At 65.2% G+C, this 18,505-nt stretch carries 15 protein-coding genes and 1 pseudogene; 11 read left to right on the top strand and 5 right to left on the bottom strand.

Annotated elements, in window-relative coordinates:
* Positions 1-16: 16 nt before the first annotated feature.
* A complete protein-coding gene (locus ABFX56_RS07745; RefSeq protein ID WP_346232674.1) occupies positions 17-1,387 on the top strand; it encodes a flavin-containing monooxygenase in 1,371 nt (456 codons plus the stop codon).
* A gap of 263 nt (positions 1,388-1,650) precedes the next feature.
* Here ABFX56_RS07745 and ABFX56_RS07740 read toward each other — a convergent pair.
* Positions 1,651-2,880: pseudogene (locus ABFX56_RS07740) on the bottom strand (alpha-hydroxy acid oxidase); the annotation flags it as partial.
* Positions 2,881-3,005: 125 nt separating this feature from the next.
* On the opposite strand from ABFX56_RS07740, the gene ABFX56_RS07735 reads away from it, so the two are divergent.
* Positions 3,006-3,719, top strand: coding sequence for a FadR/GntR family transcriptional regulator (locus ABFX56_RS07735; RefSeq protein WP_346232673.1), 714 nt, complete (start codon positions 3,006-3,008; stop codon positions 3,717-3,719).
* Between the two features lie 161 nt (positions 3,720-3,880).
* On the opposite strand, the gene ABFX56_RS07730 is transcribed toward ABFX56_RS07735, so the two are convergent.
* A complete protein-coding gene (locus ABFX56_RS07730) occupies positions 3,881-4,750 on the bottom strand; it encodes a LysR substrate-binding domain-containing protein (protein WP_346232672.1) in 870 nt (289 codons plus the stop codon).
* Positions 4,751-4,834: 84 nt separating this feature from the next.
* Here ABFX56_RS07730 and ABFX56_RS07725 point away from each other — a divergent pair, with 84 nt between their 5' ends.
* Positions 4,835-6,166: an MFS transporter gene (locus ABFX56_RS07725; RefSeq protein ID WP_346232671.1), complete on the top strand. Its 1,332-nt coding sequence runs from the start codon at positions 4,835-4,837 to the stop codon at positions 6,164-6,166.
* Positions 6,167-6,241: 75 nt separating this feature from the next.
* Here ABFX56_RS07725 and ABFX56_RS07720 read toward each other — a convergent pair whose 3' ends face one another.
* Complete coding sequence (locus tag ABFX56_RS07720; RefSeq protein WP_346232670.1) at positions 6,242-7,162, bottom strand: 2-hydroxyacid dehydrogenase; 921 nt, start codon at positions 7,160-7,162, stop codon at positions 6,242-6,244.
* 132 nt (positions 7,163-7,294) lie between these two features.
* Between ABFX56_RS07720 and galT the strand changes: the two genes are divergently transcribed.
* Complete coding sequence (galT, locus tag ABFX56_RS07715; RefSeq protein WP_346232669.1) at positions 7,295-8,431, top strand: galactose-1-phosphate uridylyltransferase; 1,137 nt, start codon at positions 7,295-7,297, stop codon at positions 8,429-8,431.
* A 66-nt stretch (positions 8,432-8,497) separates the two neighbouring features.
* Here the strand turns inward: galT and ABFX56_RS07710 are convergent, their stop codons facing one another.
* Complete coding sequence (locus ABFX56_RS07710) at positions 8,498-9,394, bottom strand: LysR family transcriptional regulator (protein ID WP_346232668.1); 897 nt, start codon at positions 9,392-9,394, stop codon at positions 8,498-8,500.
* 104 nt (positions 9,395-9,498) lie between these two features.
* Between ABFX56_RS07710 and ABFX56_RS07705 the strand changes: the two genes are divergently transcribed.
* From ABFX56_RS07705 to ABFX56_RS07675, 7 genes are all read left to right on the top strand, one after another.
* Positions 9,499-10,269: a cyclase family protein gene (locus ABFX56_RS07705; RefSeq protein WP_346232667.1), complete on the top strand. Its 771-nt coding sequence runs from the start codon at positions 9,499-9,501 to the stop codon at positions 10,267-10,269.
* Positions 10,270-10,301: 32 nt separating this feature from the next.
* A complete protein-coding gene (locus tag ABFX56_RS07700) occupies positions 10,302-11,675 on the top strand; it encodes a M24 family metallopeptidase (RefSeq protein ID WP_346232666.1) in 1,374 nt (457 codons plus the stop codon).
* 48 nt (positions 11,676-11,723) lie between these two features.
* On the top strand, positions 11,724-13,031 hold the full coding sequence (locus ABFX56_RS07695) for an ABC transporter substrate-binding protein (RefSeq protein ID WP_346232665.1): 1,308 nt from the start codon (positions 11,724-11,726) through the stop codon (positions 13,029-13,031).
* A 12-nt stretch (positions 13,032-13,043) separates the two neighbouring features.
* On the top strand, positions 13,044-14,006 hold the full coding sequence (locus ABFX56_RS07690; RefSeq protein WP_346232664.1) for a carbohydrate ABC transporter permease: 963 nt from the start codon (positions 13,044-13,046) through the stop codon (positions 14,004-14,006).
* Positions 14,003-14,917 (top strand): carbohydrate ABC transporter permease, encoded by a 915-nt coding sequence (locus ABFX56_RS07685; RefSeq protein WP_346232663.1) that lies wholly within the window; start codon positions 14,003-14,005, stop codon positions 14,915-14,917. The genes ABFX56_RS07690 and ABFX56_RS07685 overlap by 4 nt, the downstream gene beginning before the upstream one ends.
* 128 nt (positions 14,918-15,045) lie before the next feature.
* Complete coding sequence (locus ABFX56_RS07680; protein WP_346232662.1) at positions 15,046-15,864, top strand: DeoR/GlpR family DNA-binding transcription regulator; 819 nt, start codon at positions 15,046-15,048, stop codon at positions 15,862-15,864.
* 13 nt (positions 15,865-15,877) lie between these two features.
* The gene (locus ABFX56_RS07675; protein WP_346232661.1) at positions 15,878-17,983 is read left to right on the top strand and encodes an alpha-galactosidase; all 2,106 of its coding nucleotides are present in this window, start codon (positions 15,878-15,880) and stop codon (positions 17,981-17,983) included.
* Between the two features lie 33 nt (positions 17,984-18,016).
* Here the strand turns inward: ABFX56_RS07675 and ABFX56_RS07670 are convergent, their stop codons facing one another.
* The gene (locus ABFX56_RS07670; protein WP_346232660.1) at positions 18,017-18,499 is read right to left on the bottom strand and encodes a flavin reductase family protein; all 483 of its coding nucleotides are present in this window, start codon (positions 18,497-18,499) and stop codon (positions 18,017-18,019) included.
* Positions 18,500-18,505 lie beyond the last annotated feature (6 nt).

Here is an 18,505-nt window from a genome sequence, read left to right as displayed (position 1 = left end):
AGGTTCCACCGCGCAGATGAACACCTCGGTTGTCGTGATCGGCGCCGGTCAGAGCGGCCTCGCCATGAGCCGCCGCCTGACCGAGCGTTCGATCGACCACGTCGTGCTGGAACGCGGCGGGGTGGCGAATTCCTGGGGCACGCAGCGGTGGGATTCGTTGCGACTGCTCACCCCGCGATGGCAGTCCCGACTTCCGGGATCTGAGCCCGCCGCCGGCGATCCCGACAGTTTCATGACGATGCCAGAAGTCGTCAGCTTCATCGCAGGTTATGCCGACGGGATATCCGCCCCGGTGCATACCGGCACCGCCGTGACGAGCGTGCGGGCCACCGACACCGGTTACGCCGTGCAGACGGATCAGGGCACGTGGAAGTGCGCGAGCGTGGTGATCGCCAGCGGCGGCTGCAACCTCGCGAACCTTCCCGCTGTTGCCGCCGGCGCCCCGGACTCGATCGCTTCGATCACGCCGTTGACCTATCGCTCACCGGACCAGGTCGGCGACGGCCGGGTGCTCGTCGTCGGCGCGTCAGCGAGCGGTGCCCAGATCGCCGACGAACTCGCTCGCGCGGGCCGTCAAGTGACCATCGCGACCGGCGAGTGTGTGCGGATGCCCCGCAGCTACCGCGGCAAGGACATCTTCTGGTGGATGGACGTGGCCGGAGTGCTCGACGAGCGGTTCGACGAGTTGGACGATCTCAGCCGTGCTCGGCACCTGCCTTCGCCGCAGCTCGTCGGTACGCCGGAGCACCGAACGCTTGATCTCAACTCCCTGCGCGAGAACGGTGTCGAAGTCGTCGGCCGGCTCGGCATGATTCGCGACGGTGTCGCCTTGTTTTCTGGCGGTCTTGCGAATATCTTCCGACTCGCCGACCTCAAGCTCGGCCGGCTGCTCGACCGCTTCGATGCCTGGGCACAGGATGCCGGGCTCGCCGATCTCGAAGCGACGTCTCGACCCGAGCCGACGCGACTCGACGCGGCACCACGGCTGCAGCTCGATCTGAGACGGCAGGGTTTCGAGACGATCGTGTGGGCCACGGGGTATCGGCCCGACTACTCCTGGCTCGATGTGCCGGTCGTCGACCGCAAGGGTCACCTCCGCCACGACGGTGGAGTGGTCACCGATGCCCCCGGCCTGTACGTGCTCGGCACCAGCGTGCTGCGCCGTCGGCGGTCCACCTACATCAGCGGCGCCGGACAGGACAGTCTCGACATCGCCGAACAGTTGGCCAACCACCTGGCCGGTCGGCCAACGCTGCCCGCCAAGCCTGCGCCGTACGACATCTGTTCGCAGCTTCGCCAACCTTCCGGTGCCCTGACGGCGACGCCATCAGACCAGCCGAGTCCATCGCGAGCTGAGCGACGACCTGCGAGTGCGCACCGCACCTGAGGCGCACGACGCGCATCCGCGCGCCGAGAAGCGGATTACGCGGTTGGCGCCGTCGTCGTCTTCCGGGCAGTCGGCACCTTTTTGGTTATCGCCGCTGCAGCTTTGGTCTTGTCCTTCGCGGTGCTCGCCGCCTTCGTGGCGGCGGCCTTCTTCACGCTTGCCGCCGTGGTTGTGCTGGTTGCGGCCCGGCCGGCGGCCACGATGCTGGCCGCCGCTCGCGGCGCCGGACGGGCGGCGACCGCCTCGGCGGCATCCATCGCCGGACGGGTGATCGGCACCACTCGCTGCAGCTGAGTGACGTGGGCCGGCGTGAGCTCGGCGAGCGAGTTCACCCCGAGCAGCCGCATCGTGCGGATTAACTGCGACGACAGGATTTCGATGGTGCGGTCGACGCCCTCGCGTCCGCCGGCCATGAGCCCGTACAGGTAGGCGCGGCCGACGAGCGTGAACTTCGCGCCGAGCGCGATCGCGGCGACGATGTCTGCTCCGGACATGATGCCGGTGTCGAGGATGATCTCGGTGTCCTTGCCCACTTCACGCACCACATCCGGCAGCAGGTGGAACGGGATGGGCGCTCTGTCCAGCTGGCGGCCGCCGTGGTTGGAGAGCACGATTCCGTCGATACCCATGGCGGTCAGCTTCTTGGCGTCGTTCAGGTTCTGCACGCCCTTGACCACGAGCTTGCCTGGCCACTGCTCCTTGATCCAGGCGAGGTCCTCGAAGGTGACGGTGGGGTCGAACATGGAGTCGATCATCGCCGCTACCGTGCCGGGCCAGCGATCCAGAGACGCGAACGCGAGTGGCTCGGTGGTGAGGAAGTTGAACCACCACGCCGGGCGCGGGATCGCGTTGAGGATGGTCTTCGGGGTCAGCGTGGGCGGGATGGTCATGCCGTTGCGCACGTCGCGCAGTCGCGCGCCGGCTACGGGCACGTCGACCGTCACCAGCAGTGTGTCGAAACCGGAGGCCGCCGCCCGGTTGACCAGAGCCATCGAGCGCTCCCGGTCCTTCCACATGTACAGCTGGAACCAGTTGCGTCCGTGGGGGTTCGCCGCCTTCACCTCCTCGATGGACGAGGTGCCCATGGTGGACAGCGAGAACGGGATGCCCGCCGCGCCGGCCGCGGAGGCGCCGGCGATCTCGCCCTCGGTCTGCATCATCCTGGTGAAGCCCGTCGGGGCGATGCCGAACGGCAGCGCCGAGGTGCCGCCCAGGATCTGCACCGTGGTGTCGACCGCCGAAACGTCGCGCAGGATCGACGGATGGAATTGCACGTCCTGGAAAGCCTGTCGCGCCCGCGCCAGCGAGATCTCACCCTCGGCGGCACCGTCGGTGTAATCGAAAGGCGCCTGTGGGGTACGGCGCTTGGCGATAGTGCGCAGATCCGCGATGGTGAGTGCGGATGCGAGGCGCCGCTTCTTCCCGTTGAATTCCGGCTTCTTGAACTTCATCAACGGGGCAAGATCGCGCGGGTTGGGGAATCGACGGTTCATGACGGTCCTTGGGTCTCGACGGCTTCTCGGTATGTTCTGATTCTTAGATTGTTACGGCTCCATGTGGTCTGACCACAGCTCGCGTACCGATTCTAGGGTATCGCCGCCTGCGTTACGCTTCGGGGGTGAGAACCCACGAGTTGGTCCTCGGCTGGGTTGAGGCCGAGCTGGCGGCCCACCGTCTGGTGCTGGGCGACCGGCTCCCGCCGGAGCGGGCGCTTGCGGCCGATCTGGCGGTGTCGCGGACCGCGGTGCGTGAGGCGCTCAAGGTGCTCGAAGCGATGGGCGTGGTCCGTTCCGGTGTCGGATCAGGACCTGCCGCCGGTACCGTCGTGGTTGCCGAACCGGGAGCAGCGCTCAGCGCGGCGTTACGGCTGCACCTGGCGACCGACCACCTCACCGCGTCGGATGTCGTTGAAACCCGGGTGCTGCTGGAGACCTGGGCGGCCGGCCATGCGGTGCCGAACTCGCCGGAACTGGACCAGGCGGAGGGGCTGATCGAGCGGATGGAGGCATCCGGCGCCGCGGTGGACCATTTCCTGGTCCTGGATTCCGCCTTCCACGTCGCGCTCACCCGCGCCGCTGGCAATCCGCTGATCAGCGCGATGATGGCTGCGCTGCGGGAGTCGATCGAGGGCTACACTCGCTCGCTCACCGCGAAACTTCCGGATTGGGCCGCGACCTCGGCGAGGCTCCGCCGCGAACATCGGGCCATTCTCGCCGCGATCCGAACCGGCGACGGCGCCGGTGCTGCCGCCCTGCTCCGCCGGCACATCGAAGGCTACTTCCACGAGGCCGAGACCGGCATCCCGCCTCGCCCCGATCCGCCCTCGTCCTGATCCGCCTCGCTCCTGATCCCGCCCCGCCCCGATCCGCCCCGCCTCGGATACCGCCCCGTCCTGGTCCCGTTTCACGGAGGTTTTGTATCCGGCCGACCTACCTGCGGGGATCCGAGGGCCGGTTACGCAAAATCTCCGTGAAACGGGATGTGGCAGTGTGGCTATCGGCCGGACTGAACGGCGGCCACGTTGCCCGGCCGTCTCAGGATGGCGGAGACCAGGGCGCGCGCCGGCTCGTGTGCCGCCCCGGGGTTGTCCAGCAGCACGAAGTCCACATCGCCAAGCGGCGGCAGGCCGTGCAACGCCGCGATCTGGGCGAGGTCCGGCGGGATCAGGGACTGCGGGAAGACGGCCACTCCGATCCCGGCGCGCACCGCGGCGAGCACCCCGTTGACCTCCTTCACGTTGCAGGTGATGCGCCAGGTCCGCTCCGTCGACTCGAGCGCGTTGATCGCCACGGTGCGGCTCAGGCTCGGTGCCTGGTAGACGATCAGCGGCACCGGCTGTCCGGCCTCCAGGCTCAGCTGCTTGTGCCCCAGCCAGACCATGCGGTCTCGCCGTACCAGTTGGCCGCGCTCAGCTCCCGGTTCCTGCTTGATGAAGACCAGGTCCAGTTGTCCTGCGTTGAGCCGGCGTACGAGCGCCCCGCTCTGGCTCACGGTGAGCTCGAGATTGATCTCGGGATATAACTGTCGAAAGTCACGGAGGATTTGCGGCAGCTGGGTCAATGCGAGATCATCCGCCGTGCCGAAACGCAGCCGCCCCCGCATGGCAGATCCGGTGAAGTAGCTCTCGGCCTGATTCTGCGCCGCGAGGATGACCCGGGCGAACCCGAGCAGGGCGTCGCCGTTGTCGGTGAGCTGCACGGCGCGGGTGTCGCGCGTAACGAGGTGCCGCCCCGCGGCCTTTTCGAGCTTGCGGATGTGCTGGCTTACAGTCGGCTGGCTGAGCCCCAGCAGTTCCGCCGAGCGGGTGAAATTCAAAGTTTCGGCGACCGAGACGAACGTCCTAAGCGGCAGCGGGTCGAACATCCACATCCTTCATTGAAAAAAGTAATCGGACTTATAGGGTTGATAATAACTTCGAATGGCGGGGCCGCCTTTACCGTTAATTGCATGAGTTTCGATCCGATGGACGCCGACGCCGCGACCGCGCCCATCCCGGTCCTTTTGAAACGGCCCCGCTGGCGTGACACCTTCAGTTCGCTGCGGATTCACAATTACCGGTTGTACGTCATCGCCCAATCGATCTCCAACACATCGTCCTGGATGCAGCGCATCGCGATCGACTGGCTCGTGTTCGAGCTCACCGGTAGCGTCACAGCGGTGGGCGTCACCGCCGCCTTGCAGTTCGGACCGATGCTGCTGTTCGGTCCGCTCGGCGGCCTGGTTACCGACCGCCACCAGAAGCGCCCACTCTTGATCGTCACGCAGTCGGTGGCGGCCGTGCTCTGCGGCACGCTCGCCGCCCTGGCCATCACGGGCGTCGTGCACGTCTGGCACGTCTACCTCGTCGCCTGTCTGCTCGGTTTTGTGGATATCGTCGACCAGCCGGCGAAGAAGGTGTTCGTCAACGAGATGGTCGGTCAGGAGCGGCTGGCCAACGCGATCAGCGTGAACGCCTCCATCTGGCACCTCGGCGGCCTGGTCGGCCCCGCGATCAGCGGAGTCCTCATTGTCGTGGTGGGGGCGGGATGGGCGATCAGCGTCAACGCGTTCGCGGGCTGCGTCGTGATCGTCACCCTGCTTCGGATGCGCAAGGCCGACCTGCTCACCTCGCTGGTGGTGCAACACGCCAAGGGCCAGATCCGCGAGGCCCTGCGCTACGTGCACTCCAAACCGGCCATCTTTTGGCCGATGGTGTTGCTCGCCTTCGTCTACACCTTCGGGATGAACCTGCCGGTGCTGCTGGTGGCCTTCGCCGACAGTGTGTTCGGATCCGGCGCCGCCGGCTACGGGCTCTATAGTTCGGCGGCCGCGGTCGGTGCGCTCGTCGGCGCGATCGCATCCGCGCGCCGGATCAGTTACCGGCTGCGGTACATCACCTTCTCCGCCGGACTGTTCGGCGTCGCGCTCATCCTTACCGGGCTGGCCCCGATGCTCAGTGTGTTCCTTGTCGTGCTCGCCAGCATCGGCTTCATGCGGATGCTGTTCGCCACCACGGCGGAAGCCGTCGTGCAAATGTCGTCAAACCGCATCATCCGGGGCCGGGTGATGGCGCTCTACACGATGATCGCCGTCGGCGGCCAGGCGGTCGGCAGTCCAGTGATGGGCTGGATCGCCGAAGTCGCCGGTGCCCGCACCGCGATGGTCGTCTCCGGAGCAGTCCCTTTGGTCGCCGCCGTGGTGGTCGCGGTGTTGCTCGCGCGAGCGGGCCGGCTCTCGCTACGGGTGCGGATACAGCGGCACGCGTCGCTGATCAGCATCGTGCCGCGCGGCCTCGGCTGATCCCGTCCAGCGATGGCATTTCGGACGACGGATGCCGCCGCGGACAGTCTCTTCGTCCGGAAAACTATCGCCCGGCTAGGCGCGCAGCACCACGTTGAGCGGCTCGTCGCCGCGTACCAAGCGGGCCGCCTGTTCCCGGATGAGCCGGTCGACCCGCGGTGCCATGGCGGTGCTGTCGCCGCCGACGTGCGGGGTGATCAGGATGCCGGGGGTGGTCCATAGCGGGTGGTCGGCTGGCAACGGCTCGGGGTCCGTCACATCCAGCGCCGCCCTCACCCGACCGTCGCGGGCGTGCGCAACGAGGGCATGGGTGTCGACCACGGCTCCACGCGACACGTTCACCAGTAGCGAGCCGCGTTTCATCGCGCCCAGGAAGTCGTCGTCCACCAGCCGGGTCGTCGCGGGGGTCAGCGGCACCGCGAGCAGTACGACATCGACCTCGGGCAGCAGAGCGGCGAGTTCCGAGACGGCGTGAACCGCACCGTGTTCGTCGGTGCGCGCCGTGGATGCCACCCGCACCAGCTCGACCTCGAACGGTCGGAACCGCATCGCCGCGGCACGGCCGACGCCGCCCTGGCCGATCACGAGCACCCGCTTGTCCGCGAGCGCCTCAAACCGGTCGTGCGCCCAGCGGCGCTCGGCCTGCGCCAGGGCGAACTCAGGAATCCCGCGCAGGCTGGCGAGCGTGAGCGCCACGGCGAGCTCCGCCGTTGAGGCCTCGTGCACTCCGGCCGCGTTGCAGAACGTGGTTCCGGCCGGCAAGACGTCGGCAACCCCGTCGTATCCGATGGACTGGCTCTGCACGATCGATATCCCGGTTCCGGCTATCGCCCGCAGGGTAGAAACCGGGGACATATACGGAACCACGGCCATGGTGATTCCAGCCGGAGGAGTGCCGACCATGTCCCATACCGCGAACCCTGCCCCGTCCACCGGAGCCAATCGTCGCCGCATTGACTCATTCGGGACGCTGACAGTGAGGTGAGACGTGGTCATCACAGATCCTCTCGACGCCTTCAGCCTATGACCTCGCTCCCGCACGCTACTCGTTCCCTGTTTCAGACTGTGAGACTATGAGCGATAGTGTTAGCCGAATTGAGTAGCGGACGGGAGCGAGAGGGACTTCAGATGAGTGCACCAGGCCGTCCCGCGACCCTCGGAGCGCTGAGGAAGACTTCCAAGCTCCTCGCCGACGGCCGCCAGATCATCTACTTCGACTCGGCCGAGGTCTCAGGTGTGCTCCCGCCGGAACGGACGGCCGAAGACACCCGGCCGCTGCCCACCACGACCGTGCACTCCGAACTGAGACTGGACCGCTTGCTCGACGAGTGGGTGATTGTGGCGTCACACCGTCAATCACGCACCTACCATCCGCCCGCCGACCAGTGCCCGCTATGCCCGACCACGGAGGCGAACCACACCGAAATCCCGGATCGCGACTACCAGGTGGTCGTGTTTGAAAATCGTTTCCCCTCCTTGGCGAACGGCACGCCGGCGCTGCCGGATCACGTCGTCGGCTCCCCGCTCACCACGCTCCGCCCGGGAGTGGGCCGCTGCGAGGTCGTCTGCTTCACGAGCGACCACGACGGCGCGTTTTGGCGATTGGCGCCCGCACAGGCCCGTCTCGTGGTCGACGCCTGGGCCGACCGCACGAGGGAACTCAGCGCTATGGACGGGGTCGAACAGGTGTTCCCGTTCGAGAATCACGGGGAAGAGATCGGCGTCACCCTCGCGCACCCGCACGGGCAGATTTACGCCTATCCGTTTGTCACGCCTCGCACCGCGAAGATGGTGGAGACGACGGCCCGATTCAAGGAGCGCACCGGCGACAACCTGTTCGGAGCGCTGTTGGATGAGGCGCGTCAAGCTCCGGAACGGATCATCGCCGCCAACGACCTGTGGACGGCGTTCGTACCGGCGGCAGCCAGGTGGCCATACGAAGTGCAGTTCTTCCCACACCGGCAGGTACCCGACATCCCGGAGCTGAGTTCGGCAGAGCGCGACGCGTTCGTCGGCGTCTACCTGGATGTGACCGCCCGGTTTGCCAAGCTGTTCGAGCGCCCGATTCCCTACATCTCAGCCTGGAACCAGGCGCCGGTGCACGGCCGGGACGGCAGCTGGTGGCTCCACCTTCAACTTTTCTCCATCGCCCGCGGGCCGCACAAGCTCAAATACCTCGCCGGCTCGGAGTCCGGAATGGGCGTCTTCGCCAACGACGTCTCGCCAGAGCGTGCGGCCGCCGACCTGAAGGCAGTCAACCTGTAGCGGTTGCTAGCTGATTTCTCAGAACTTAGAAGTCGTTCCATCGGAAGTCACAGTTCGTTGAACGTGTCAGAACACCCAGTCGGCGGGTTCCGGTTCACACCGGTTGGCAGCCATAAGTGTGCTGACGAATAGCTCTTTGACGTCATCGGTAGGGCCTCGATGGAACGCATGAACAGTGCGCAGGATTCGCGGCGAGGTCCTGCTGATCAATTCCGTTTGTTCGGGGGCGACCGCGTTCTCGGGAATCAGCGCGATACCGACTCCGCTGCGTGCCAGCCGCAGAGCGGTTTCGAAGCTGGTCGCTTGGGACAACAGTGCCGGAGAGATTCGCGAGCGGGCGCTCAGCCTTTGCAGAAGTGCAGCTGTCGCCGGTGTTTCAATGAGATGCTCGCCGTGTAGCGCCGCGACCTCGACAAGCTTTTTCCCTGCTAAACGGTGTCCGGAAGGAAAAATGACAACATATTCATCCACCCCAACATAGACGTCCGCTTCGTGCCAATTCGTCGGCGGGGCACCGACGGCGATATCCGCGGCACCTGCCGATACCGCTTTCAGCGAGTCGCGAGCACCACTCACTTCACGGACCTGTAGCGACAACTGGGGAAAGCTTTTGCTTATTTGCTGTAATGCCGCAGCAACTCGGCCCATAATGCCAATTTGCTCAACTGCTACAACGAGCCGTTTGGCACCGACCTGAAGCGGATTGAGTGAGGCTGAGCGCGCTCGCTGAATCGTTCCCAGAGTGTCGCGCACCTCGTCCAGAAAGATCTGCCCTGCTGCGGTCGGGGGACTACCGCTCGGTGTGCGTTCGAAGAGCTGTGCCCCGACTTCGCGTTCGAGCGCCAAGATCTGTTGCGAAACGGATGGCTGCGCGACGTGAAGGACCTGCGCTGCGGCGCAAATTGCGCCAGCCTTCTCGACAGCCAGTGCGAATTCAATTTGGCGCAGTGTGATGGCCTCCATAGGTTATTTCTATAGGGTTCGGACGCGCTTGTATAGCAAACTCCTATCGCACGAGAGCGATCTGATCTTTGACGCCCTTTTGTGCGCCGTGGTGTGATTCTCACATGGACACCACCCAACAGACATTTTCCCCAGCGGACACCTCGGTTCGACCGCTTCTCGACCTCCTCGAAAACTACGAGTTTGTGGACCTCAGCCACACGCTCACCTCGGGAATACCGACGATTCCGGCGCACCCCAAGTTCATTCTCGCCTCGTATCCTTCGATGGGCGACCCTGCTGAGTTCAATCAGTTGATCATGAGCGACCACTCCGGAACACACATGGATTCGCCCGCCCACTTCGTTCCGGACCAGGACGATGTGCGGAGAATCTTCACCGATCAAATTCCCCTGGATCGCCTGGCCGGCCGGGCCGTGAAGCTGACATTCGGCCCCTTTGAAGCGGACAGCCACCAGATTGATGTGCAGGACATCCGGGAGTGGGAGGAGGCGAACGTCACGATCGAGCAGGGCGACATCGTGCTTCTCGACATGCAGTGGTCCAGCCACTGGCAGCCGATTCCTGAGGGATTCGACTACCTGCGCGGATGGCCGGGAATCACCGGTGAGGCCGCGGCATACCTCCGCGAGCAGGGCGTGAAGGCGGTGGGAACCGACTGCATCAGCGTCGACGCCGGAAAGCTCGCCGGCGACGAACTGCGCGCACACTACGACCTGCTGCCCAACGGTGTCCTGATCATGGAAAACCTCACCAATCTGGAGAACATCCCGGTGGTGAGCTTTTTCCTCGCGCTGCCTCTGCGGATCGGAGGCGGCTCCGGCTCGCCAATCCGAGCGGTCGCCCTGGTTCCGAAGACGACCGCCGCCGCCTAGCCACCGGTCTGATCGGCGAAGGAGCGACAACCATGAATCGTGGCATCGAGGCGGTGGCCAGCCCGCTCCCGGCGTTCTCGGCGCTCGGGCCGGAACCGGTCCTCGAGCCGGCGGTGTACGAGCACCGGGTTGAGATCCTGCGTTCTCGGATGAGTGAACTGGGCCTCGGGGCGGTGATCGTCTATGCGGATCGCGAGCACATTGCGAACGCGTCGTACCTCACCGGATTCGATCCGCGGTTCGAGGAGGCGCTGGTCGTCGTCCAGCCTTTCGGGCTACCGGTTGTGATTGCCGGCAACGAGTCGATCTCGATGGTCGAGGACAGTCCGATGGAACTGCGCGGCGTCTTGGCGCAATCCCTGAGCCTAGCCGGCCAACCCCGTGCTACGCAGCCCCGCGTCGCGAGCGCCCTGCAAGAAGCGAGGGTGGATGCCTCTTCTACGATCGGCGTCATCGGCTGGCGTCCCATTGACCATGCCGACTCGCCGACCGGTGCGCTGTCGGTGGCCATCCCGCAGTTCATCCTCAACGAAATCCTCGCGTTCTCTGAGGGACGCGTTGTGGACGCCACCGGTCTGCTGGCCGGGCTGGACGGGCTGCGATCCGTCAACCAGGTCGAGCAACTCGCGCTGAACGAACACCGGTCGACACGCGCATCGCAACACGTTTGGCGCGCCATCGAGGCGATGCGGCCGGGCGTGTCGGAACTCGACCTTTCGGCCGAGATGCGATTGACGGGAAGCCCGCTCTCGGCGCACATCATGCTGACGACGGGAGCGGAGCGGGCCAACGGGCTGCGCAGCCCAACCGACCGGATCATCCGCGAGGGCGACCGACTCTCCACAGCCGTCAGCCTGCAGGGCGGTTTGACCGCCCGTGCCGGCCGGGTGATCGACTCCGGCCACGCCGAGTTCGAGCAGACGCTGGAGTTCGTGTCGACGTACTGGCGCGCCATCACCACCTGGTACGAATCGCTCACCCTGGGCACCCCGACCGGCGAAATCGTGGCATCGGTGCGGGAGGTCTTGGCGGCGGGCGGCATCCGGCCGATGCTCAACCCCGGCCACCTGCAGCACCTCGACGAATGGCTGGACAGCCCGTTCGTCCCGGGATCGGCCCGGCGGTTGTACTCCGGGATGTCGCTGCAGGCGGACATCATCCCGGTCGGGCCAACGCCGGGATTCATTTCCAATGCCGAAGACGCCCTCGCCCTCGCCGACTCCGAGCTCCGCGACGAATTCGCTGACCGGTTCCCGAGCGCATGGGAACGGATCACAAAGCGCCGCACCTCGATGATCGAAGAGCTGGGCATCCGGCTGCCCGACGAAGTCCTGCCGTTCGCGGACCGGCAGGCAATGCTTCCCCCCGCACTGCTGGAACCACAAACGATTCTCGCCCTCCGGTGACGAGTCGTGCAATCAACAAACACGTATACAGATGACAAAGGAGTGACCATGCAACCCATCGGCAATGTGGCCGGCGCGTCCGACCTGACCCGACGTAACGTAATCAAGGGCATCGGCTTCGGGGCATTCGGCCTCGCGTCTGCCCTGGTGCTCGCCAGCTGCGCAAGCCCCTCACCGAAGGGCAGCGCGGCCAAGGCCGGCTCCGTCTCCTTCGGCTCCGACAAATCGGATGACGTGCCGCGGAAGGCATACGCGGCGTTCACCTCCGCGTTCGAGAAGGCATCCGGCAATAAGGTGCACACCAACGTGGTGCCGAACGCCGAATTCCACGCGCAGATCAATACCTACCTGCAGGCCAGCCCGGACGACGTCGTGTCCTGGTTCGCGGGCTACCGGATGCAATACCTGGCCCAGAAGGGACTGCTCGCTCCGATCGATGACGTCTGGGATGAGATCGGCGGCAACTTCTCCGAGGGACTGGCGAAGGCCTCCACCGGTCAAGACGGCAAGAAGTACTTCGTGCCGAACTACAACTACCCGTGGGGCTTCTTCTACCGGAAGAGCGTCTGGCAGGCCAAGGGTTACGAGGCTCCGCAGACCTTCGATGAGCTGATCGCCCTATGCAAGAAGATGAAGGCGGACGGGCTGATGCCGATCGCGTTCGGCGACAAGGACGGCTGGCCCGCCATGGGCACGTTCGACTACATCAACATGCGGCTGAACGGCTACCAATTCCACATCGACCTCTGCGCCCACAAGGAAGGTTGGGACCAGAAGAAGGTCCAGGATGTGTTCGACGCCTGGAAGGCGCTCGTGCCCTACCAGGACCCGTCGTCGCTGGGCAAGACCTGGCAGGAGGCGGCGCAGACGCTCGGTCAGGGCAAGTCCGGAATGTACTTGTTCGGCTCCTTCGTGACCCAGCAGTACACCGACAAGACGGTGCTCGACGACATCGACTTCTTTCCGTTCCCGGAAATGGCGGTGGAAGGCCGGGATGCGGTCGAGGCGCCCATCGACGGCCTGGTGTTGTCCAAGAAGGGCGGCCAGAACAGCGCCGCGCGCGACATGCTCCAGTTCATGGGCACGCCGGCCGGGCAGGAGGCCTACTTCTCCATCGACAAGTCGAACCTGATGACCGCCAAGGGCGCGGACCTGAGCGCCTACAGCGATCTGAACAAGAAGTGCTCGGATGCCATCGCGAGCGCGAAGATGATCAGTCAGTTCTTCGACCGGGACGCGTTGCCCGCCATGGCGAACAACGTGATGATCCCCGCGCTGCAGACCTTCCTCAAGGACGGCACGGTCGACACGAAGAACCTGGAAGCCCAGGCGAAAGCGCTGTACGCGGCGCAGTAGCGTGCAACGACCATGACGCGCGTAGCAACGGCCCGGGCGGCGCAGAGGACCTTCTTCTCCTCTGCCCCGCCGGGGCGCCCGAGACGCACCAGGCTCAGGCTGTCGCGGCGGGACAAGGTCGTGCTCGGCGTGATGATCGCCGTGCCCACCCTGATCCAGCTGGTGCTGATCTGGATTCCTACCCTGCTGTCCGTGCTGCTGTCGTTCGTGCGCTGGAACGGGCTGCAGTTCTCGGACATGAAGCCGGCCGGCCTCAGCAACTACGCCTACATCTTCCAGGACTACCCGCCGTTCTGGCCGGCGGTGCAGCACAACATCCTGTGGCTGCTCTTCCTGGGCCTGGTCGCGACACCCCTCGGACTGCTGCTGGCGGTGCTGCTGGATCAGAACATCCGCGGCAGCAAGATCTACCAGAGCGTCTTCTTCACCCCCGTGATGCTGTCGCTGGTGTTGGTCGGGGTGGTGTGGCAGCTGTTCTACTCCCGGGACAACGGCCTGCTCAACTTCCTTCTCGGCACCTCGGGCACCCCGGCCGCGGTCGACTGGTTCGGCGATCCGAACGTCAACATCTGGGCGGCGCTAGTTGCGGCGACCTGGCGCCACGCCGGCTACGTGATGATTCTCTACCTGGCGGGTCTGAAGGGCGTCGACCCGTCACTGCGGGAGGCGGCATCCATCGATGGCGCCAGCGCGCTCCAGTCGTTCGTCAAGGTGATCTTCCCGGTGATGAAGCCGATCAACATCGTCATCGTGGTGGTGACGATCATCGAGTCGTTGCGGGCATTCGACATCGTGTACATCATCAACGGCGGCCGGAACGGGTTGGAACTGCTCAGTGCCCTCGTCATCCAGAATCTGATCGGCGAGGGCCAGATCATCGGGGTCGGATCCGCCCTGGCCGCCATCCTCTTGGTCATTTCGCTGGGGCCGATCGTCATCTACCTGGCGCGCACCTTTAAGAAGGAGGACCGATGAGCACCTCCCTCGCGTCTCCGGAGACCGTTCACGATCCGTTGGCCTCACGGGTGAGGTCCACCGGCAAGCGTCACTACGGGACACATCTCTTTTTGATCGTGATGGCGGTGATGTGGCTGATTCCGCTGGGGTGGGCGCTGTTCACTGCGCTGCGTCCAAAGGAGGCGACCGATAGATACGGATACTTCAGCCTCGGCGGCGTCTTCAACTTCGACAACTTCGTTGCGGCGTGGACGCAGGGCGGCTTCTCCACCTACTTCTGGAACTCGGTGATCATCACCGTGCCCGCGGTGATCCTGACGCTCTTCTTCGCCGCGATGATGGCGTTCGCGGTCAGCAGGTTCACCTGGCGATTCAACATCACACTGCTGATCATGTTCACGGCGGGAAACCTGCTGCCCCCGCAGGTTTTGGCCGCTCCGTTGTTCGAGATGTTCAAGCATTTCGAGCTGCCGTACTCGATCAGCGGCTCGGGGTCGCTGTTGAACACCTACACCGGGGTAATCGCGGTTGACACGGCGTTCCAAATTGGCTTCTGCACGTTTGTGCTGTCCAACTACATGAAGGCGTTGCCGGTCGACCTCGCAGAAGCCGCCCTGGTCGACGGCGCGGGCATGTGGCGTAGGTTCTCCGCCATCATCATGCCGCTGTGCAAGCCGGCGCTGGCCGCGCTGGGCACGCTCGAGGTCATCTGGATCTACAACGACTTCTTCTGGCCGCTGCTGTTTCTCCAGAGCGGCGACATGCTCCCGGTCACCACGGCGATCAAGAATCTGCAGGGGCAGTTCGTCGCGAACTACAACCTCCTCTCGGCCGGCGCGATCATCACAGTCATCCCGACGTTGATCATTTACCTGCTCTTGCAGCGCCAATTCGTGGCTGGGCTCACTCTCGGGGCGAGTAAAGGGTAAGAATGCTCACACGGGACAGCAGCTGAGTGGAATAGTGGACCTGGCCTTATAGTGCGAGCGGAGACACGGGTGACACCACACGCCACGAATCTGATCTACTCCTCATCAATAGGCCAGAAAAACTAGAAATGCTAGCCGCTACGAGACAATCCGAGGTGATGGCCACCGTTCGCATCAGTGGCGCCGCACGGGTCGTCGACCTCGCTCAGGCCTTTGATGTGTCTGAAATGACTATTCGCCGCGATATTCAGGTTCTCGTCGGGGCTGGTCTTCTGCAGAAGGTGCATGGTGGCGCCGCCATTCCTGGCACGCTGAGTAGCGACGAACCCGGCTTCGAGAAGAAGTCGGTGCGTGAGGAAGCAGAAAAAAGTGCCATAGCGAGCGAGGCAGTCTCTTTTGTGACTGCGGGATCCGCGATCGGACTCGGCGCTGGCACTACGACTTGGACTCTGGCCAAGTCGCTGGCGCAAATGCGGGGTCTGACCATCGTGACGAACTCGATTCAGGTGGCGGACGTGTTTTACAGAGCATCAGCACAGAGCGCGGGCGCACATAACAGCGTGATTCTGACCGGCGGGCAGCGTACGCCATCGGATGCGCTCGTCGGCCCGATCGCCATTAGCGCGTTGCACCAACTTCACCTCGACGTGCTCTTCCTGGGAGTGCACGGGATGGACGAACGCGCTGGATTCACCACCCCGAATCTGTTGGAGGCTGAGACCGATCGGGCGTTCGCGGCTACGGCTCGCAAGGTCATAGTGGTGGCCGACCATACCAAGTGGGGAGTCGTGGGAATGAGTACCATCGCTGGGCTCGGCGAAGCGGATGTTCTGGTAACCGATGACGGGTTATCGGGTGAGGCTCAGAAAATACTCGGAGACAAGGTTCCGCTGTTACGCATAGCTGCAATAGCCGCGACTTCGCCGTTGGTCAAGCAACCAAGTTGACGGTGAGCCTGCAATGACCGAGGTTGTGCATCTGCGGGGCGCCGGCACCTCGCTGATCCTGGACTTGTCCGGTCCGGCGCCCGTCGTCGCGCACTGGGGCGGCCGCCTCGATGACGGGGCACTGGACCCGTCGCTGTTGATCGGACCAGTGCCGCACTCCTCCTACGATGAGCCGCAAAGCCTCGAACTCGTGCCGCAGGCCTCCTCCGGGTGGCGTGGCCGCCCCGCTTTGGCCGGACACCGCGCGGGCCGCGGCTTCTCCCCGCGGCTGGTGACCGTCGGGCACCGCGCGCTCGGCGCCGACGGACACGAGATCACGCTGGCCGACGTCGAGGTGGAAATCACCCTCCTGGTGGAACTCCACCTCAGCGAGGAAGGCCTGCTGCGCATCCGGTCCCGGCTGACCAACGACGGCCCCACCGACTACCAGCTGCAGTCGCTGGCCACCGTGCTGCCGATCGGGCCGGCCGCCGCCGAAATCCTCGACCTGACCGGCCGGTGGTGCCGCGAACAACATCCGCAACGGCACACGCTGGCGCAAGGAACCTGGTCGCGCAGCGGCCGTCACGGCCGAACCGGCCACGACTCCTCCTTACTGCTCGCGGTTGGCTCCGCCGGATTCGGCGACCGCCACGGGAGAGTGTGGGCGGCGCACCTCGGGTTCAGCGGCGACCACGAGGCGTACCTCGAAAACACCCCGTACGGCCCAGCGATGCTCGGCATGGCGGAGCTGCTCGGACCGGGCGAGATCACCCTGGCGCCGGCGGAGAGCTACACCACGCCGTGGACTTACGCCGCCTACAGCGATCACGGACTTGACGGCATCACCGAGAGCTTCCACCGTTGGATGCGCGCCCGCCCGGGGCATCCCACCTCGCCGCGCCCGGTGATGCTCAACACCTGGGAGGCGGTGTACTTCAACCACGACGTGAACACGCTCACCGAACTGGCCGAGAGCGCTCGCGAGGTCGGCGTTGAGCGGTTCGTGCTCGACGATGGCTGGTTCCGGAACCGCCGAAACGACTCCGCCGGCCTCGGCGACTGGTACGTGGACGAGGGGCTGTGGCCGCACGGGCTGACGCCGCTGATCGACGCCGTGGTGTCGCGGGGCATGCAGTTCGGGCTGTGGGTGGAACCGGAAATGGTGAACCCCGATTCGGACGTGATCCGCGCGCATCCCGACTGGGTCGCCGGCCCGGGGTTCGGGCGGATTCCTCGACCCTGGCGCCATCAGCAGGTGCTCGATCTGGCGAATCCGGATGCCTGGAACTACCTGTTCGAGCGGCTGGATGCGCTGCTGGGCGAGAACGACATCGCCTACCTGAAGTGGGACCAGAATCGGGACCTCGCCGAGCTGGGGCACGACGGCCGCCCGTCGGTGCACGAGCAGACCCTGGCGGTGTACCGGCTGCTCGACGCGTTGCGGGCCGCGCATCCCGGAGTCGAGATCGAGAGCTGCTCCTCCGGCGGCGGGCGCGTGGACCTCGGCATTCTGGAACGCACCGAGCGGGTGTGGGCCTCCGACTGCAACGACGCGCTCGAGAGGCAGACCATCCAGCGCTGGACCCAGGCGGTGCTGCCACCGGAACTCGTCGGTTCACACATCGGCCCGCCAACCGCGCACACCACCCGCCGCACGCACGACCTGTCCTTCCGAGCCGCCACGGCCATCTTCGGCCATCTCGGGCTGGAGTGGGACATCCGGCACGTCACCGGAGCGGCGCGTGCCGAACTGACGCAGGCCATCGCGCTGTACAAGGCCACGCGTCCCCTGCTGCACGGCGGCATCACCGTTAACGCCGACCTGCCCGACCCGGCATACGCGCTGCACGGCGTGGTCGCCCAGGATGCGTCGGAGGCGCTGTTCGGGTTCGTGTGCGTGGGGACATCGTTTGCCGAAACTCCCGGCCGAATCGGTATTCCGGGTCTGGATGCCGCGCGCCGCTATCGGGTCGAGGTGGTGTTTCCCTCGGGGAACGGCGCATATCTGCAACGGGCGGCCCCGGCCTGGCTGGCTGGCGGGGCGGAGGCGAGCGGTCGCTACCTGTCGGAAGTGGGGCTGCCGATGCCGATCCTCGCACCGGAACACTCGATTCTGTTGCAGATCACTGCGTTCTGAATCCGGTCGTAACGGGGCGATCACCCGTCTGGGTCACGCCGGATGCCCGGGCGACAGGCCCATGACTTGCCTGAACATCAACACGTCGCCTGTGTTCTCGCGCTGGCACTCGAGTGGATCGAGCAGGAATCCGACATGATCGCCCAACGGAACCTGCTCGAGAACCGAACCCACCATCCAGCCGGTGACGCCGCCGAGTACTCGAACACCGTGGGGCCCTTCTGCCCAGTGACAGCGGGTGAACTTATCGATTTCATCTCCCGTCTCGCCGCCGAACAGGGCGGCGAGTTCCGTCTGGTTGCGGCTCAGGAGGTGCACGCCGAGAGTGGTCGCCTCGCGAGCGACGCGATAGGTGTGATTGGCGACCGAAAGTCCCACCAGAAGTCGTGCCGGGTGAATACTGACCTGGGTTGCAAACCCGACCAGGCATCCGGCGTGTTCCCCGTCGTGCGTCGCGGTGACGACGAACATCGGGTAGTCGACACCATCGAGGAAGCCGTTCAGGTCCGTCGACATGTCCCC

Source organism: Parafrigoribacterium mesophilum (assembly GCF_039652555.1).
Classification (GTDB): Bacteria; Actinomycetota; Actinomycetes; order Actinomycetales; family Microbacteriaceae; genus Parafrigoribacterium; species Parafrigoribacterium mesophilum.
The sequence above is the reverse complement of the archived record's forward strand: the minus strand, read 5'-3'. Positions and strand labels throughout refer to the sequence as shown.

What these genes read in the sequence shown, in the direction of transcription:
- ABFX56_RS07745 (WP_346232674.1), top strand. Translation starts at nt 17, where the DNA reads ATGAACACCTCGGTTGTCGTGATCGGCGCCGGTCAGAGCGGCCTCGCC.
- ABFX56_RS07730 (WP_346232672.1), bottom strand. Translation starts at nt 4,750, where the DNA reads ATGTTCGACCCGCTGCCGCTTAGGACGTTCGTCTCGGTCGCCGAAACT.
- ABFX56_RS07725 (WP_346232671.1), top strand. Translation starts at nt 4,835, where the DNA reads ATGAGTTTCGATCCGATGGACGCCGACGCCGCGACCGCGCCCATCCCG.
- ABFX56_RS07720 (WP_346232670.1), bottom strand. Translation starts at nt 7,162, where the DNA reads ATGACCACGTCTCACCTCACTGTCAGCGTCCCGAATGAGTCAATGCGG.
- galT (WP_346232669.1), top strand. Translation starts at nt 7,295, where the DNA reads ATGAGTGCACCAGGCCGTCCCGCGACCCTCGGAGCGCTGAGGAAGACT.
- ABFX56_RS07710 (WP_346232668.1), bottom strand. Translation starts at nt 9,394, where the DNA reads ATGGAGGCCATCACACTGCGCCAAATTGAATTCGCACTGGCTGTCGAG.
- ABFX56_RS07705 (WP_346232667.1), top strand. Translation starts at nt 9,499, where the DNA reads ATGGACACCACCCAACAGACATTTTCCCCAGCGGACACCTCGGTTCGA.
- ABFX56_RS07700 (WP_346232666.1), top strand. Translation starts at nt 10,302, where the DNA reads ATGAATCGTGGCATCGAGGCGGTGGCCAGCCCGCTCCCGGCGTTCTCG.
- ABFX56_RS07695 (WP_346232665.1), top strand. Translation starts at nt 11,724, where the DNA reads ATGCAACCCATCGGCAATGTGGCCGGCGCGTCCGACCTGACCCGACGT.
- ABFX56_RS07690 (WP_346232664.1), top strand. Translation starts at nt 13,044, where the DNA reads ATGACGCGCGTAGCAACGGCCCGGGCGGCGCAGAGGACCTTCTTCTCC.
- ABFX56_RS07685 (WP_346232663.1), top strand. Translation starts at nt 14,003, where the DNA reads ATGAGCACCTCCCTCGCGTCTCCGGAGACCGTTCACGATCCGTTGGCC.
- ABFX56_RS07680 (WP_346232662.1), top strand. Translation starts at nt 15,046, where the DNA reads ATGCTAGCCGCTACGAGACAATCCGAGGTGATGGCCACCGTTCGCATC.
- ABFX56_RS07675 (WP_346232661.1), top strand. Translation starts at nt 15,878, where the DNA reads ATGACCGAGGTTGTGCATCTGCGGGGCGCCGGCACCTCGCTGATCCTG.
- ABFX56_RS07670 (WP_346232660.1), bottom strand. Translation starts at nt 18,499, where the DNA reads ATGTCGACGGACCTGAACGGCTTCCTCGATGGTGTCGACTACCCGATG.